Genomic DNA, 16,060 nt, shown 5'->3' on the forward strand with positions numbered 1-16,060 from the left:
TTTCGGAAAATAAGCTTAGCACAGGAAGTAAAAGCAAGGCCGGACAATAAATAAATGGGAGAATTCCTTTGTCAGAAAGACTAACATGGTTACATACTTTCGGTGAAGTAATTATTATTTTCCATGTTAAAAATAGTAAACGTTTTAGGAAAGTGAAAAAGAGTAAATAAGATGGTCTGTCAAACTATAGTTCCATGTGTGAAACTATTATCTATAAACTTAAATACAGAATATATTTGCCTGGCAGACCGGCAGGATGGACGTGCCTGTTGCTAAAAAGCCCTGGTAAGCGTCGGGGTTATCGGACCGGGAACTTTACGCAGTATGCTGAAATACTGCGCAATAAGGTTTGCCAGCGCTTTATCTGGCGGTTATAAATCTATTTCAATATCTCCCCGCGCTTTGCAGCAGCAGGGGAGAATTTCATCAGGCTTAATAAAGGCCAGCGGCGTGGTTAGCCAGCAGACCTCTCCTGCCAGCAGCCGCGTGCGGCAGGCGCCGCAATAGCCTTCGCGGCACTGGAATTCCACTTTTATCCGGTGATGCTCCAGCGCCGCCAGCAAAGAAGGGTGTTCCTGCTGGCGGCACTGTAGTTGTGTGCCGGTAGCGCTGAGCAGGATGCGGATCGCCATAATTAAAGCTGAAAATTACTCAGATCGTCGGTATCGATGTTGGAATCGATTTGTCCGACCAGGTAAGAGCTGACTTCCACTTCCTGCGGCGCTACCTGAACGTTGTCAGATACCAGCCAGGCGTTGATCCACGGAATCGGATTAGAGCGCGTCTGGAACGGCAGATCCAACCCTACCGCCTGCATACGAATGTTGGTGATGTACTCTACGTACTGGCACAGAATATCTTTATTCAGCCCGATCATCGAACCATCGCGGAACAGATATTCCGCCCACTCTTTCTCCTGCTGCGCCGCCATCACAAACAGGTCATAGCATTCCTGCTGACACTCCCGGGCAATATCCGCCATTTCCGGATCGTCTTCACCGCTGCGCAGCAGGTTCAACATATGCTGAGTGCCGGTCAGATGCAGGGCTTCGTCACGGGCGATAAGGCGGATAATTTTAGCGTTGCCTTCCATAAGTTCGCGCTCGGCAAACGCGAAGGAGCAGGCGAAGCTGACGTAGAAACGAATCGCTTCCAGCGCGTTAACGCTCATCAGGCACAGGTAAAGCTGCTTTTTCAGCTCACGCAGGTTTACTGTCACGGTTTTGCCGTTGACGCTGTGCGTGCCTTCGCCCAACAAATGCCAGTAGCTGGTCATCTCAATCAGGTCGTCATAGTAGTTAGAGATGTCTTTTGCACGCTTGAGGATCTCTTCGTTGGTGACGATATCGTCAAATACCAACGATGGGTCATTAACAATGTTGCGAATAATATGCGTGTACGAGCGCGAATGAATGGTTTCAGAAAACGCCCAGGTTTCCACCCAGGTTTCCAGTTCGGGAATGGAAATAAGCGGCAACAGCGCTACGTTTGGGCTGCGGCCCTGGATGGAGTCTAGCAGCGTCTGGTATTTCAGATTGCTGATAAAAATGTGTTTTTCATGATCCGGCAGGCTCTGGTAGTCAATACGGTCGCGGGAGACATCAACCTCTTCCGGCCGCCAGAAAAACGAAAGCTGCTTTTCAATTAGCTTTTCGAAAATTTCATATTTTTGCTGATCGAAGCGGGCCACGTTAACCGGCTGGCCGAAGAACATCGGCTCTTTGAGCTGATCGTTTTTCGTCTGTGAAAATGTGGTGTATGCCATGTGCTATGTCCTGTGAAGCAGGAAGAGAGAAGGCTGGCCTCTCCCCCTCAGATTATTGACAAGGCGGTCAAAACAGGCGTTTTGCTCGCTTTGTGGTTAACAGCCGAAATTTAATGCGTTGATTTTCCTGTTTTAACAACCCGATATCTCTGCCTGAATTCGTTCAGCCAGGCGTCAGCCGACAGCTTCGGGGGGAGGCGGGCCTGCCCCTGATCGTCAGATTTTACATGCGCCGCTTTCGCAGCCGTCGTCCTGGATAGACGGCGCCAGATCGTCCTGAGCATCTTCCGCGCCATCGCGGGTGTTCTGGTAATAGAGCGTTTTCACGCCAAATTTATAGGCCGTAAGCAGATCTTTGAGCAGTTGCTGCATCGGCACTTTGCCGCTGGTAAAGCGCGTTGGGTCGTAATTGGTGTTGGCTGAGATAGACTGATCGATAAATTTCTGCATCAGTCCCACCAGTTGCAGGTAACCATCGTTGCCCGGCATATCCCACAGCAGTTCATAGCGGTCTTTTAGTTGCTCATAATCCGGTACGACCTGGCGCAGGATACCGTCTTTGGATGCCTTAATACTGATGTGGCCGCGTGGCGGCTCAATGCCGTTGGTAGCGTTGGAAATCTGCGAAGAGGTTTCCGACGGCATCAGCGCTGAGAGCGTGGAGTTGCGCAGGCCGTGCGTTTTAATTGATTCACGCAGCGCCTCCCAGTCGTAGTGCAGCGGTTCGTTACTGATGGCATCCAGATCCTTTTTATAGGTATCAATTGGCAAAATGCCCTGCGCGTAGGTCGTTTCATTGAACCACGGGCAGGCGCCCTGTTCTTTTGCCAGCGCGTTAGACGCTTTTAATAGCCAGTACTGAATGGCTTCAAACGTTTTGTGCGTCAGATTGTTTGCGCTGCCGTCGGAGTAGCGTACGCCGTGTTTTGCCAGATAGTAAGCAAAGTTAATCACGCCAATCCCCAGCGTGCGGCGGCCCATTGCGCCGCGCTTTGCCGCCAGGATAGGGTAGTCCTGATAGTCAAGCAGCGCGTCCAGCGCGCGCACGGCAAGCGTGGCCAGCTCTTCAAGTTCGTCCAGGCTATCGATAGCGCCCAGGTTAAAAGCCGACAGCGTGCACAGCGCGATTTCGCCGTTTTCGTCGTTTACGTCATTTAACGGTTTGGTCGGCAGCGCTATCTCCAGGCACAGATTGGACTGGCGTACCGGCGCGATACCGGCGTTGAACGGGCTGTGGGTATTGCAGTGATCGACGTTCTGAATATAGATGCGCCCGGTGGAGGCGCGCTCCTGCATCATCAGCGAGAACAGGTCGGCTGCCTTGATTGACTGTTTACGGATACTGTCGTCGTTTTCGTATTTTACATACAGGCGTTCGAACTCGTCCTGATCGGCAAAGAAAGCATCGTACAGCCCCGGTACGTCGGATGGGCTAAACAGCGTGATATCGCCGCCTTTGAGCAGGCGGGTATACATTAGTTTGTTGAGCTGTACGCCGTAATCCATATGTCGCACGCGGTTGGCTTCGGTGCCGCGATTGTTTTTCAGCACCAGCAGGCTTTCTACTTCCAGATGCCACATGGGGTAAAAGAGCGTGGCCGCGCCGCCGCGAACGCCGCCCTGGGAGCAGGATTTTACCGCAGTCTGGAAGTGCTTATAAAAAGGAATGCAGCCGGTATGGAACGCTTCGCCGCCGCGAATCGGGCTGCCCAGCGCGCGAATGCGTCCGGCGTTAATGCCGATGCCGGCGCGCTGCGAGACATATTTCACTATAGCGCTGGAAGTAGCGTTAATGGAATCAAGACTGTCGCCGCACTCGATCAACACACAGGAGCTGAACTGGCGGGTTGGCGTACGCACGCCGGACATAATCGGCGTCGGCAGCGAAATTTTAAAGGTGGAAATGGCGTCGTAGAAGCGCTTTACATAGCCAAGGCGCGTGTCGCGCGGGTAGCCGGAAAACAGACAGGCCGCGACCAGGATATAAAGAAACTGCGCGCTTTCGTAGATTTCGCCGGTTACACGGTTCTGCGCCAGGTATTTTCCTTCCAGCTGTTTGACCGCGGCATAGGAAAAGTTCATATCGCGCCAGTGGTCGATAAAGTCGTCCATCTGGCGGAATTCGTCTTCGGTATAATCTTCCAGCAGGTGGCGGTCATATTTGCCCAGCTCAACCATGTTAACTACGTGGTCGTAAAGCGCAGGCGGTTCAAACTGGCCGTAGGCTTTTTTACGCAGGTGGAAAATGGCCAGGCGCGCGGCCATATACTGGTAATCGGGCGCTTCGCGGGAGATAAGATCCGCTGCGGCTTTGATAATCGTCTCGTGGATATCGGAGGTTTTAATCCCGTCATAAAACTGAATCTGTGAACGTAACTCTACCTGGGAGATAGAAACGTTATTCAGGCCGTCAGCCGCCCAATCCAGCACGCGGTGCAGTTTATCCAGATTGATGCGTTCAGTGCGACCGTCACGTTTTGTAACCAGTAGGTTCTGATTCATGTGGGAATTACCTGTCCTGAATGGAATTATCCCCTGCTTTATACACAGGCTATCGTTTGTGATTAACCCTGTGGATAAATACTATATATAGGGGTATGGCGATTAAGTTATCACAATATGTGAGTATTTTAGTAAGGAATCCGCAGAGAACAAGTATTGATTTTGCGCCCAAATTAGGGTTGGGTCGGGGCGATTTTCGCTAAGTCTATGCCACGTAAGGGCCAGGCAAGGTGTCAATAATTTGCAAAAAAAAATGAAAAATTTATTGCTGCCGATTTCCTGCTCACACAGAACGCAAGCTACATAGTTTCGCTTCATTAACAATAGGAAAACGCGAAAATATCGCCGCGTTTATGAGATGGCGCCGGGCGTGCGGCGGTTTGCCGGCAGGAAGTTAAGTGCAGGTTATGTTTAGCGTTTGCGGTGGGAGGGCAGGGATTGATAATAATGACTAAAAACAAATGCTTGCTAACGTCATGGCGGCCAGGGAGAAGCATAAAGAGATTATTTTTTTGATGTGTCGGGCTGAAATCGTTTGGCCCGGCGTTCGTCAACGGCCCCGATATTGTTTGCGCCGCAAGGCCTGGCGTAAAGCAATGCGCGTTGCCGTTATCGGTTTGGCAACGCGCGCGGTAGGGTGAGAAGGGCGTAGGGGCAGAGAGAAACGCGTCTGACGCAGCGTTCTAAAGCGGCGCCAGCCGCGCGTTTTCAGTAGTGGGGGCGTGCGCCAGGCCTTAAGCATCTTTGGCGATGGGCGGTTGCTCAGCTTCTCTGGCCTGAGTATGCAGCAGGTAGTTGACGTCCACTCCCGGTCCCAGGCTGAAGCGATCGAAAAGCGGGTTGTAGTGTAACCCCGTCATGTGACGCTCCTGCAGCAATGTGGCGTCAACCCAGCCCAGCAATTCTGCCGGTTTAATGAATTTTTTCACATCGTGCGTACCGCGCGGCACTATACGCAGAATATATTCCGCGCCTACAACCGCCATTAGCCAGGATTTGCCGTTGCGGTTGAGGGTGGAAAAGAAAACGTGGCCGCCGGGCTTTACCAGCGCGGCGCAGGCGTTAACGACCGACTGCGGGTTGGGTACATGTTCGAGCATTTCCATGCAGGTCACGACGTCGTAAGCATGGGGGTGCTGAGCGGCATGTTCTTCCACCGTTTGCTGAACGTAATCGACGCGTATGCCGCTTTCCAGGGCGTGTAGCCGGGCCACCTGCAGCGGTTCGGCGCCCATGTCCAGCCCGGTTACCGCTGCGCCTTCGCGCGCCATGCTTTCACTGAGGATGCCGCCGCCGCAGCCGACGTCCAGAACGTTTTTGCCGAACAGGCCGCCTGTGCGATCGCAGATATAGCCCAGCCGTAATGGGTTGATGCGATGCAGAGGCTTAAATTCGCCTTCCTTATCCCACCAGCGTGAGGCGACGGCTTCAAATTTGGCGATTTCATCGCGATCGACGTTCCGGGAGTGGGGCGCGTTTTCAGCATTCATGGCTCTTATGACTCCTTCATTGTGATAACGGCGAGTATATCAGGCCACGCCTGCGAATAAAGCGCCTGCGAGCGTCCTGGCTTGCTTACTTGCCCGTCTGGCTGTGTTATAATTCCAGACTTTGAATCCGGCATACAAACAGAGGGATAGCGGTTACATGAGCGACCTTGCCAGAGAAATTACTCCGGTTAATATTGAGGAAGAGCTAAAAAACTCTTATCTGGACTATGCAATGTCGGTCATTGTCGGCCGTGCATTGCCGGATGTCCGTGACGGCCTTAAGCCGGTTCACCGCCGCGTGCTTTTTGCCATGAATGTATTGGGCAACGACTGGAACAAAGCCTACAAAAAATCAGCCCGCGTCGTGGGTGACGTCATTGGTAAATACCATCCCCACGGCGATTCTGCGGTTTATGACACTATTGTGCGCATGGCGCAGCCGTTTTCGCTGCGCTACACGTTGGTTGACGGGCAAGGCAACTTTGGCTCTATCGACGGCGATTCTGCGGCGGCGATGCGTTATACCGAAATCCGTCTGCATAAAATCGCTCACGAGCTGATGGCCGATCTTGAAAAAGAGACGGTTGATTTCGTTGACAACTACGATGGCACGGAAAAAATTCCGGAAGTGATGCCAACCCGGGTGCCGAACCTGCTGGTTAACGGCTCTTCCGGTATCGCAGTTGGTATGGCGACGAATATTCCTCCGCATAACCTCACGGAAGTGATTAACGGCTGTCTGGCCTATATCGACGATGAGAACATCAGCGTTGAAGGGCTGATGGAGCATATTCCCGGACCCGATTTCCCAACCGCCGCTATCATCAACGGCCGTCGCGGCATTGAAGAGGCCTACCGTACCGGGCGCGGCAAAATCTATATTCGCGCCCGCGCGGAAGTGGAAGTGGATGCTAAAAGCGGCCGTGAAACCATCATCGTGCATGAAATTCCCTACCAGGTGAACAAAGCGCGTCTGATTGAGAAAATCGCCGAGCTGGTAAAAGACAAGCGCGTTGAGGGCATTAGCGCCCTGCGCGACGAGTCCGATAAAGATGGTATGCGCATCGTCATTGAAATTAAACGCGATGCGGTTGGCGAAGTGGTGTTAAACAACCTCTATTCCCAGACCCAACTCCAGGTCTCTTTCGGCATCAATATGGTGGCGCTGCATCATGGCCAGCCGAAAATAATGACCCTTAAAGGCATTCTGGAAGCGTTCGTACGCCACCGCCGTGAAGTGGTGACTCGGCGCACTATTTTTGAGCTGCGCAAAGCGCGCGAGCGCGCCCACATCCTTGAAGGTTTAGCCATTGCGCTGGCGAATATCGATCCGATTATTGGGCTTATCCGCCGCGCGCCGACGCCGGCTGAGGCAAAAGCGGGCCTGATTGCGCAGCAATGGGATCTGGGCAACGTAGCCGCCATGCTGGAACGTGCCGGAGACGACGCCGCTCGCCCTGAATGGCTGGAGCCGGAGTTTGGCATCCATGACGGGAAATATCGTCTGACGGAACAGCAGGCTCAGGCTATCCTCGATCTGCGTTTGCAAAAGCTGACCGGTCTGGAGCATGAAAAGCTGCTTGACGAATACAAGCTGCTGCTGGAGCAGATAGCCGAACTGCTGCATATCCTCGGTAGCGCCGATCGTTTGATGGAGGTTATCCGCGAAGAGCTGGAGTTGATTCGCGAACAGTTTGGCGACCAGCGCCGCACGGAAATTACCGCCAACAGCGCCGATATCAATATTGAAGATTTGATTAGCCAGGAAGACGTCGTGGTCACGCTGTCTCACCAGGGCTACGTGAAGTATCAGCCGCTGTCTGACTACGAGGCGCAGCGCCGCGGGGGTAAAGGTAAATCCGCCGCGCGTATTAAAGAAGAAGACTTTATTGACCGCCTGCTGGTGGCAAACACCCACGACACGATTCTGTGCTTCTCCAGCCGCGGGCGTTTGTACTGGATGAAAGTTTATCAGTTGCCTGAGGCCAGCCGCGGCGCGCGTGGCCGCCCGATAGTCAACCTGCTGCCGCTGGAAGCCAATGAACGCATTACCGCTATCCTGCCGGTGCGCGAGTATGCCGAGGGCGTGAACGTATTTATGGCGACCGCCAGCGGAACGGTAAAGAAAACGGCGCTTACCGAATTCAGCCGCCCGCGCAGCGCCGGGATCATTGCCGTTAACCTTAACGAAGGCGATGAGCTAATTGGCGTTGACCTGACCGACGGCAATGATGACGTCATGCTGTTTTCCGCGTTGGGTAAGGTGGTGCGTTTTAAAGAAGATGCCGTGCGCGCAATGGGCCGTACCGCCACAGGGGTACGCGGTATCAGGATGGCCGAAGGCGATAGCGTGGTCTCGCTTATTATTCCGCACGGCGACGGCGCCATCCTTACCGTCACGCAGAATGGCTATGGCAAGCGTACCGCCGCAGGCGAATACCCCACTAAATCGCGCGCGACCCAGGGCGTTATCTCCATTAAGGTTACCGAGCGCAACGGCAGCGTTGTGGGCGCGGTACAGGTAGACGACTGCGATCAGATAATGATGATTACCGATGCCGGTACGCTGGTGCGTACCCGCGTGTCTGAAGTAAGCATCGTGGGCCGTAATACACAGGGCGTTATTCTGATCCGCACTGCGGAAGACGAAAATGTGGTAGGGCTGCAGCGCGTGGCGGAGCCGGTTGATGATGAAGAGCTGGACAGCATCGACGGCAGCGTAGCGGAAGGCGAAGATGAAATTGCGCCGGAAGCGGACATGGATGACGACGCGCAAACCGACGACGCATAAAAGCAGGCCGGGGAAACCCGGCTTCAGATTGTTGACAAAGAAGGAAAAAACGGGGTTTTACCGTCTTTGTGATAAGCAGGCGAAAATCAATGCATTGATTTTCCATATTTTTATTGTGTTTCATCCATCCTGTCTGCGCCAGGATGGGGTTTGTCAGCAGTCTCGGCTTTTTTACTTTGCGCCTTAGCCGCATCGCGTTTTTTTGTAAACCCAGGCGGGAAAGTAAAGGTTAACAACAGATGTGCGCCTGAGGCTGGCTGTGCGGCGCGGCGTCTCGCTTTAGAAATAAGAACGCGAGGCTATTGCCATACGCGCAGCCAGCCTGCTTTTCGTTGCGGGATCCGCCGATTACCGCTACCTTATGGGATTCTTTTTTCACCGCAGAACACAGGACGCGGAGCTGCTTTGAAATATTTTGTCTCCTTTCGCACCACGCTGAAAGTTTCACGCTATTTTTTCCGCGCGCTGGCTTTGCTGCTGTGGTTTGTGTTTGCGCTGTTTTCCGTATTTTATATTGTGAATGTTCTGCATGAGAAAGAATCAGAAATTCACCAGGAGTTTTCGCTCAGCTACGATCAGGCCCAGCGCTATATTCAGCGTACGTCGGATGTTATAAAAGAGCTGAAATACATAGCCGAAAACCGCCCCGGCGCCGACAGCGCGCTGTTTCACAGCGCCGCCGCCAGCGACGATAAAATAGAACCGCCCACTTTTGTCCCGTTGTTTTCCGATGCCGACTGTTCAGCGCTGGGCAATTCCTGGCGCGGTCAACTGAATTCTCTATCGTGGTTCCTGCGATACTGGCGAGAAAATTTCTCCGTTGCTTACGATCTTAATCGTGTTTTCCTGGTCGATGGCGACAACCAGTGTATGGCCGATTTTGGGCTGCGCAGCGTGCCGCTGGAGCAGGAAAATACGCTTAAGAACCTGCATGAACGTATCATGAAATATCGCAGCGTGCCGCAAAACGAGCGCGCCAGCAGTCTGTTCTGGATGAATCAGGGGCCGCGGCCTGGTATCGGCTATTTCTATACGCTCACGCCCGTCTATATAGCAAATCGCCTGCAGGCGATGCTTGGTATTGAGCAAACGGTGCGTATGGAAAATTTCTTTACGCCCGGCAGCCTGCCGGTCGGCGTCACTATCCTTGATGAGAACGCTCATCCGTTAATTTCCCTTACCGGCGGCGACATGATAAGACCCGATCCGCGTTGGGCGCAGGAGCGCGCGTGGTTTGGCTATACGCAGGGGTTCAAATCTCTGGTGCTTAAGAAGAATTTACCGCCATCTTCGTTGAGCGTGATTTATTCGGTGCCGGTGGATTTAGTGCTGGGGCGCATTCGCATGTTGATCCTCAATGCGGTGCTGCTTAATGTGCTGGCGGGAATCGTGCTGTTTACCCTGGCGCGCATGTATGAGCGGCGTATGTTTATTCCGGCGGAGAATGATGCCCAGCGTCTGGAAGAGCACGATCAGTTTAACCGGAAAATTGTGGCCTCCGCGCCGGTCGGGATTTGTATCCTGCGTACGCAGGACGGTACTAATATTCTCAGCAACGAGCTGGCCCATAATTACCTTAATATGCTGACGCAGGAAGACAGGCAGCGTCTGACGCAGATTATTTGCGGCCAGCAGGTTAATTTTGTCGATGTCCTGACCAGTAATAATACCAATTTGCAAATTAGCTTCGTTCACTCGCGCTATCGCAACGAAAATGTAGCGATTTGCGTGCTGGTGGATGTAAGCGCGCGCGTCAGGATGGAAGAATCGCTCCAGGAGATGGCGCAGGCCGCAGAGCAGGCAAGCCAGTCAAAATCGATGTTCCTCGCCACCGTCAGCCATGAGCTGCGCACGCCGTTATACGGCATCATTGGCAACCTCGATCTGTTGCAAACGCGCAAACTGCCCAAAGGCGTCGATCGTCTGGTTACGGCGATGAATAACTCCTCCAGCCTGCTGCTGAAGATAATCAGCGATATTCTCGATTTCTCCAAAATAGAGTCAGAACAGCTAAAAATTGAACCACGCGAATTCTCTGTGCGTGAGGTTATGAATCATATCACCAGCAATTATTTGCCGCTGGTGGTGCGAAAACAACTTGGTTTGTACTGCTTTATCGACCCGCAAGTGCCGCTCACGCTACAGGGAGACCCGATGCGTTTGCAGCAGGTTATTTCCAATCTGCTCAGCAATGCAATTAAGTTTACCGACGTGGGCTGTATTATTCTGAACGTTACGGTCGATGACTGCTACCTGCGCATTTGCGTTCGTGATACTGGCGTGGGTATTCCGGCGAAAGAAGTCCTGCGGCTGTTCGATCCGTTTTTCCAGGCAGGCACGGGCGTGCAGCGCAATTTCCAGGGAACCGGGTTGGGGCTGGCGATTTGTGAAAAACTCATCGGCATGATGGACGGTGATATCGACGTTGAGACGGAGCCGGGCATGGGGAGTCAGTTTACTATCCGTATTCCGCTGTATTCCGCCAGGTTTTCTGCGTCGCAGTATGTCGAGGAGTTAGCGAACAAGCGCTGTTGGCTGGCCGTGCGCAACGCGTCGCTGTGCCGCTATCTGGAAACGCTGCTTGAGTGTAGCGGCATACGAACCCGGCGCTATGAGGGCGATACGGTGGATGCGGACGACATCCTCATCACAGATGAGCAATCCACGGCAGATTGGGCGGGGCGCGCGGTGATTATGTTCTGCCGCCGGCATATCGGTATACCGCTTGAGCCGACGCCAGGCCGCTGGTTACACAGCGTGGCCTCGCCGCATGAGATTATTGCGCTGCTGGGGCGTATTTATCGCGTTGACGTGGATTTGCCTGGCAGTGTGGGAACCTTGCCCGCGCCTGAGGCGGTGTGTGAACAAAAAGACGATATTATGGTGCTTATTGTTGACGATCATCCCATTAACCGCCGTCTGCTTGCCGATCAGCTTTCAACGCTGGGTTATTTGTGCAAAACCGCTAACGACGGTATCGATGCGCTGAATGTATTAAGCAAAAATGCAATTGATATTGTATTGAGCGATGTCAATATGCCCAATATGGACGGCTATCGCCTGACGCAGCGCATCCGTGAGCTGGGCATGACGCTACCGGTTATCGGCGTGACGGCCAATGCGCTGGCGGAAGAAAAACAGCGCTGCATTGAATCGGGGATGGATAGCTGTCTTTCCAAGCCAGTGACGCTGGACATTATTGCCCAAACGCTAACGTACTACGCTGAAAAAGTACGAAATACGCGTGATTCGCCAGACAACCGATAATGATGTTATCCGCAGCAGGCGGTAGAGGGCTAAACGTGGGTACAGGGCTTCGCGGTTAATCCGCCGATGTGAAGCAGAAGGACGCTAATCGGTTTCATCAGGCGCATCGGCAGCGCTGATGCCGCCTTGTCGGCCATAAAACCGCGCTTTACCGTTACCGGCGCATCCCGGGCCGGACAGGCAATAAAAAGCCGTCAGGCTTTCCTGGCATAAGCTGCACAAAAGGCGCACACATCGGTTTGCCCGCAAGCAGGCGGGATTGGCGGCCAGCGTCGGGGCTTGCTTCGCGCATATCCGACGGCAGGCGGCCCTTTAATACAAGGCGGACGGCTGCTTCAGGCCCGCCGCTCGCCTTGATAAGGCAAGTCTGCTTACACTGTAAGCGCGCGAGAACCGTTAATCTTTGTCCGCTGGCGTCAGGCTAACGGAGGAGAGGTAATTCAGCAGGGCGATATCGTTATCCACGCCCAGTTTCATCATCGCCGATTTTTTCTGGCTACTGATAGTCTTAATACTGCGATTCAGCTTACGGGCGATTTCCGTGACCAAAAAACCTTCTGCAAACAGGCGAAGCACCTCGCTCTCTTTTGGCGACAGGCGCTTGTCGCCATAACCGCCGGCGCTGATTTTTTCCAGCAGGCGGGAAACGCTTTCGGGGGTGAATTTTTTGCCTTTTTGCAGCGCCGCCAGCGCCTTCGGCAGATCGGTTGGCGCCCCTTGTTTGAGCACAATGCCTTCAATGTCAAGATCCAGTACGGCGCTTAAAATAGCCGGGTTATTGTTCATTGTCAGAACAATTATCGCCAGATTTGGGAAATGACGCTTGATGTATTTAATGAGCGTAATTCCGTCACCATACTTATCGCCAGGCATGGAGAGATCGGTGATAAGCACATGCGCGTCAAGCTTTGGTAAGTTATTGATTAAAGCTGTGGAATCCTCATACTCACCAACAACGTTTACCCACTCGATTTGCTCCAGGGACTTGCGGATGCCGAACAGTACGATGGGATGATCGTCGGCAATAATTACGTTCATGTTGTTCATTTTTTGGCTACCTTGCTACAGCAGTTTCTGGACGTAATCGTCGATCCTGCTGATATATTTTTCTACAAACGAGGCATCTTTCTCACGGATATGATGCTCCAGTGTTTCACATAGCTGCTTGCCGGGTATCAGGTTTAGCATGGCAAATACCCCCTTGAGGCGATGAGCCGTCTGCGCCAGCGAAGCAAAGTCGTTGGTTGCGGATTCAGTATACAGTTTCTCAACATCAACCGGTACTGTATCAACGAAGAGCGCATAATAACCGCTGGCATGAAGCTGCACGCTTTCACCGTTTGCAGGCGGAGCTTCGGCCACGGTTTCCTGGGCTAGTTGCTCCTCAATGAGTTGTAGCACTGCCTCCTGCATTGCATAACTGATATTAAAGTTAACCCGATATTGTCCCGGGCCAAGTTTACGCACGCCTTGCTCATCATCGCTTAAAAGCAGCCCTGAAGCAGTAAGATTTGACGGATTATCTGTCAAAAATAGATCAAATGCTTGACTCATTGCTCGTTCATCGGGCGTGATGCAGCTTGCGCCCCAGTTTTCAAGCTGGCGCGTGACTATTTGACGCACTTCGCTTGATGTAATGTCCACCATTGCCACGACATCTTCCAATAGCCTTTCGTGCGAATCAGGTTCTTCAATGTGCGTATCCTGCGCGACTGGCATCCTGATATGCAGGCTGTAACGCGTTCCCAGCTCCTGGTGAGACTTAATATTCAGGTGTCCGCCCATCCGGCGCGCCAGCCTGTCGCATAGCCAGAACGTCAGCCCGTTGGCGCGCCCGCTGTCGTCCTGGCTGGTGGCATTAAGAAACGGGAAATGCACATTATCAATTTCGCTGCTGCTGATGCCGTTTCCGGTATCTATTACGCGTAGCAGCAGACGATCGGCGGCGCCTTCTTCTGCGCTGATATCGAGCGTGATTTTGCCAATCTGGGTGCTGATGACCGAATACTGGATAATCATCAGCACGATGCGATACAGCGCTTCCCGGTCGCCGTAGCGCTCGTCGTCGGGCGCCAGACCGTTATTAATAAGCAGTTGTAGCCCCTTACGCCGGGTAACCGGCAGAACGTCTGTCGCCACATCGTCAATCAGCGACTGTAGAGCGAAACGCTCGCTGTGACTTTTCCATGTGTCTGATTCCAGCGCGTTCAGTAATTGAATTTCCTCTACCAGACGCACAATATTCTGCGCTTCATTAATTAACGCGTGATGGGTATCGTCGCTATGTATACTAATGCGCTCTACCAGACGCTGTACCGGCTCTTTAAGCGCGGCGCCGATATGCTGCATGAATGCGGCCCGGCCCTGCTGATTTTTTTCATAGAGCTTTTGCGCCTGGCGCAGCTTCTTATTGACCAAAATTTCACGATCCTGATCGCGAATAACAAAAATTTGCGCGCGCGGTAATATCTGGCTGCTGAACTGACGAATTTCATAAACTTCGTTATCCACCGTTGCCTGAATTACGCCCTGATGCTGCTCGGCCATTGAGGCGATATTCTGCAAATTAAGATGCGGCAAAAGATGATCGGCGATAGGGTTGCTGATGAGCGTGCGCTGTGATGACGGGTCGTGAACCAACAGGCCAAGAGGCAGCAGCGAAACGATTTCTTCATTCAGGGCGCGCAGCTTTTGTAGCTCTTTGCTGGCGGGATTGGGTTCCGCTGCGCGCGGCGCGCCGGCGTGGCGGAAAGTGGAATAGCCAAACAGCGCTAACGCCAGCAGGCCAATATTCAGCAGCAGCGGCAGGAGAATATTTTGTAGCGTATCGGCAGTCATTGCGCCGAAAGGCACCTGCCATACCAACTGCAGGGGCGTGCTGCCCACGGGGGCGCGGATTTCAATACGCGTGCCGTTAAAAAACACATGTACACGCTCCTGCGGCGTGCCGTCCGCGCCTGTAGCGCTCTGGGGCATATCTTCGCTTTGCAGGCGGAAACTTTCCAGCGCCATATCATGTGGAACGAGGTCGTTAATGGGCATATCGAAGGCGACCACGGTCGCCAGATGACCTGGCTGGTTAAAGGTGGTACGCAGGGTAAAGTAATAACCGTTTTGCCAGCTCAGTCGGCGTAGCGGCGAAAAACTCTCCCGTTCATCCAGCGCATTGGCCTGTTGCAACATTTCTGCCCGACGCGCGTCCACGATGTTTGCGACGCTGGATTCTTTAAAACCGGCGGATAAATCCTTAAGCGGCAACGTTGAAACCAGGATTGTGCTGTTATCCTGGCCGTTAAGGTAATACAACGACCAGGGGATATTTTCCGCGCCCCAGAGCGTATCCAGATAGGAAGAGATGCGTTGGGTCATTTCCAGCGTTGCGCTATCGTGAGAGCCAAAAATCAGGGCTTCGGTTTTGCGGCGCGGCTTTTCCAGATAATAGACATCCTGGCGCAGGCGGGTTTCCTGAAGATCGCTGCTGGCGCCCATTCCCGGCGACGCCGTGGCGGCGATATTGTCATAAATTTGCCAGGTCGCATAGCGATAGGTGTCCACACGTTTGTGCAATGCCTGTGTGATATCGGCTATCTGATAACTCTTAACTTTAAGCCAGGCGTTAATGCCGCTTTGCACCATGACGCCCATCGTCACCAGCAAAACAACTATTAACAGTAAAAAAAAGCGAGTGATGCTGCCTGGCATCAACGAAAATTTGTTGGGGTTTGGGCTCATAGCGCTGACTAACTCGTTCCTGTATAACCCGGTGATCCTGAGCGTTTGCCAAAAAACGTGGGTCACAATGTGTGCAATGAAGTGGCAAGCATACCGGGAAATGCGGGTGACGTCATTGCAACTCTTACATGACATCGCAATTGATAATGCGCGTAAATATTGTGGATACACGCTCCATTGCGGAATATAGCCTGAACGGGCGATGATAAAATAAAGCAAAAATAGCTTACTGTTTCTCCGGGAAATAACTCAGCGAAGCGAGTATAGACGAAAAAAAACGCTTTGCTGAAAAAAATACCTGGATAAATCTGAAGAATAAAGTTGTGTGATTTCTGTTGTATATAACGTTCAAAAGATAGTCTGGCAGGTAATAAGGAAATAAAAAAACCGGATGCAAGCATCCGGTTGAAATAAAAGGGAATGTTCATTCAAGTTAAAATGAAGGTAATGAATGAAATTAATGATGATAGCAGAGGGATTTTATATACACATGTGAGATGTGTTTTGGCAATG

Annotated in this window: 8 protein-coding genes; 2 read left to right on the forward strand and 6 right to left on the reverse strand. The window is 52.6% G+C overall.

All coding sequences use genetic code 11. The annotated features are described in order from the left end of the window. Positions 1-371: 371 nt before the first annotated feature. From yfaE to ubiG, 4 genes are all read right to left on the reverse strand, one after another. On the reverse strand, positions 372-632 hold the full coding sequence (gene yfaE / locus JJB97_RS01945; RefSeq protein ID WP_238712123.1) for a class I ribonucleotide reductase maintenance protein YfaE: 261 nt from the start codon (positions 630-632) through the stop codon (positions 372-374). 2 nt (positions 633-634) lie between these two features. Beyond that, the gene (nrdB, locus tag JJB97_RS01950) at positions 635-1,765 is read right to left on the reverse strand and encodes a class Ia ribonucleoside-diphosphate reductase subunit beta (protein WP_238712124.1); all 1,131 of its coding nucleotides are present in this window, start codon (positions 1,763-1,765) and stop codon (positions 635-637) included. Positions 1,766-1,981: 216 nt separating this feature from the next. Further along, positions 1,982-4,267: a class 1a ribonucleoside-diphosphate reductase subunit alpha gene (gene nrdA, locus JJB97_RS01955; protein ID WP_238712125.1), complete on the reverse strand. Its 2,286-nt coding sequence runs from the start codon at positions 4,265-4,267 to the stop codon at positions 1,982-1,984. Positions 4,268-5,001: 734 nt separating this feature from the next. Then, positions 5,002-5,757, reverse strand: a complete 756-nt coding sequence (gene ubiG, locus JJB97_RS01960) for a bifunctional 2-polyprenyl-6-hydroxyphenol methylase/3-demethylubiquinol 3-O-methyltransferase UbiG (RefSeq protein WP_238712126.1) — start codon at positions 5,755-5,757, stop codon at positions 5,002-5,004. A gap of 157 nt (positions 5,758-5,914) precedes the next feature. On the opposite strand from ubiG, the gene gyrA reads away from it, so the two are divergent. Together gyrA and rcsC are read left to right on the forward strand one after the other, a co-directional pair. Then, positions 5,915-8,548: a DNA topoisomerase (ATP-hydrolyzing) subunit A gene (gene gyrA / locus JJB97_RS01965; RefSeq protein WP_238712127.1), complete on the forward strand. Its 2,634-nt coding sequence runs from the start codon at positions 5,915-5,917 to the stop codon at positions 8,546-8,548. Between the two features lie 405 nt (positions 8,549-8,953). Then, positions 8,954-11,815: a two-component system sensor histidine kinase RcsC gene (rcsC, locus tag JJB97_RS01970; protein WP_238712128.1), complete on the forward strand. Its 2,862-nt coding sequence runs from the start codon at positions 8,954-8,956 to the stop codon at positions 11,813-11,815. Between the two features lie 396 nt (positions 11,816-12,211). On the opposite strand, the gene rcsB is transcribed toward rcsC, so the two are convergent. Together rcsB and rcsD are read right to left on the reverse strand one after the other, a co-directional pair. Then, entirely contained in the window at positions 12,212-12,862 is a 651-nt protein-coding gene (gene rcsB / locus JJB97_RS01975; protein ID WP_238712129.1) for a response regulator transcription factor RcsB, read from the reverse strand. Between the two features lie 15 nt (positions 12,863-12,877). Further along, positions 12,878-15,547, reverse strand: a complete 2,670-nt coding sequence (rcsD, locus tag JJB97_RS01980; RefSeq protein WP_238712130.1) for a phosphotransferase RcsD — start codon at positions 15,545-15,547, stop codon at positions 12,878-12,880. Positions 15,548-16,060: the final 513 nt, after the last annotated feature.

This window comes from Tenebrionibacter intestinalis (genome assembly GCF_016632365.1).
Taxonomy (GTDB): domain Bacteria; phylum Pseudomonadota; class Gammaproteobacteria; order Enterobacterales; family Enterobacteriaceae; genus Tenebrionibacter; species Tenebrionibacter intestinalis.

Coding starts and splice junctions, on each gene's coding strand:
- rcsD (WP_238712130.1), bottom strand. CDS start 15,547: ATGAGCCCAAACCCCAACAAATTTTCGTTGATGCCAGGCAGCATCACT.
- nrdB (WP_238712124.1), bottom strand. CDS start 1,765: ATGGCATACACCACATTTTCACAGACGAAAAACGATCAGCTCAAAGAG.
- nrdA (WP_238712125.1), bottom strand. CDS start 4,267: ATGAATCAGAACCTACTGGTTACAAAACGTGACGGTCGCACTGAACGC.
- gyrA (WP_238712127.1), top strand. CDS start 5,915: ATGAGCGACCTTGCCAGAGAAATTACTCCGGTTAATATTGAGGAAGAG.
- ubiG (WP_238712126.1), bottom strand. CDS start 5,757: ATGAATGCTGAAAACGCGCCCCACTCCCGGAACGTCGATCGCGATGAA.
- rcsB (WP_238712129.1), bottom strand. CDS start 12,862: ATGAACAACATGAACGTAATTATTGCCGACGATCATCCCATCGTACTG.
- yfaE (WP_238712123.1), bottom strand. CDS start 632: ATGGCGATCCGCATCCTGCTCAGCGCTACCGGCACACAACTACAGTGC.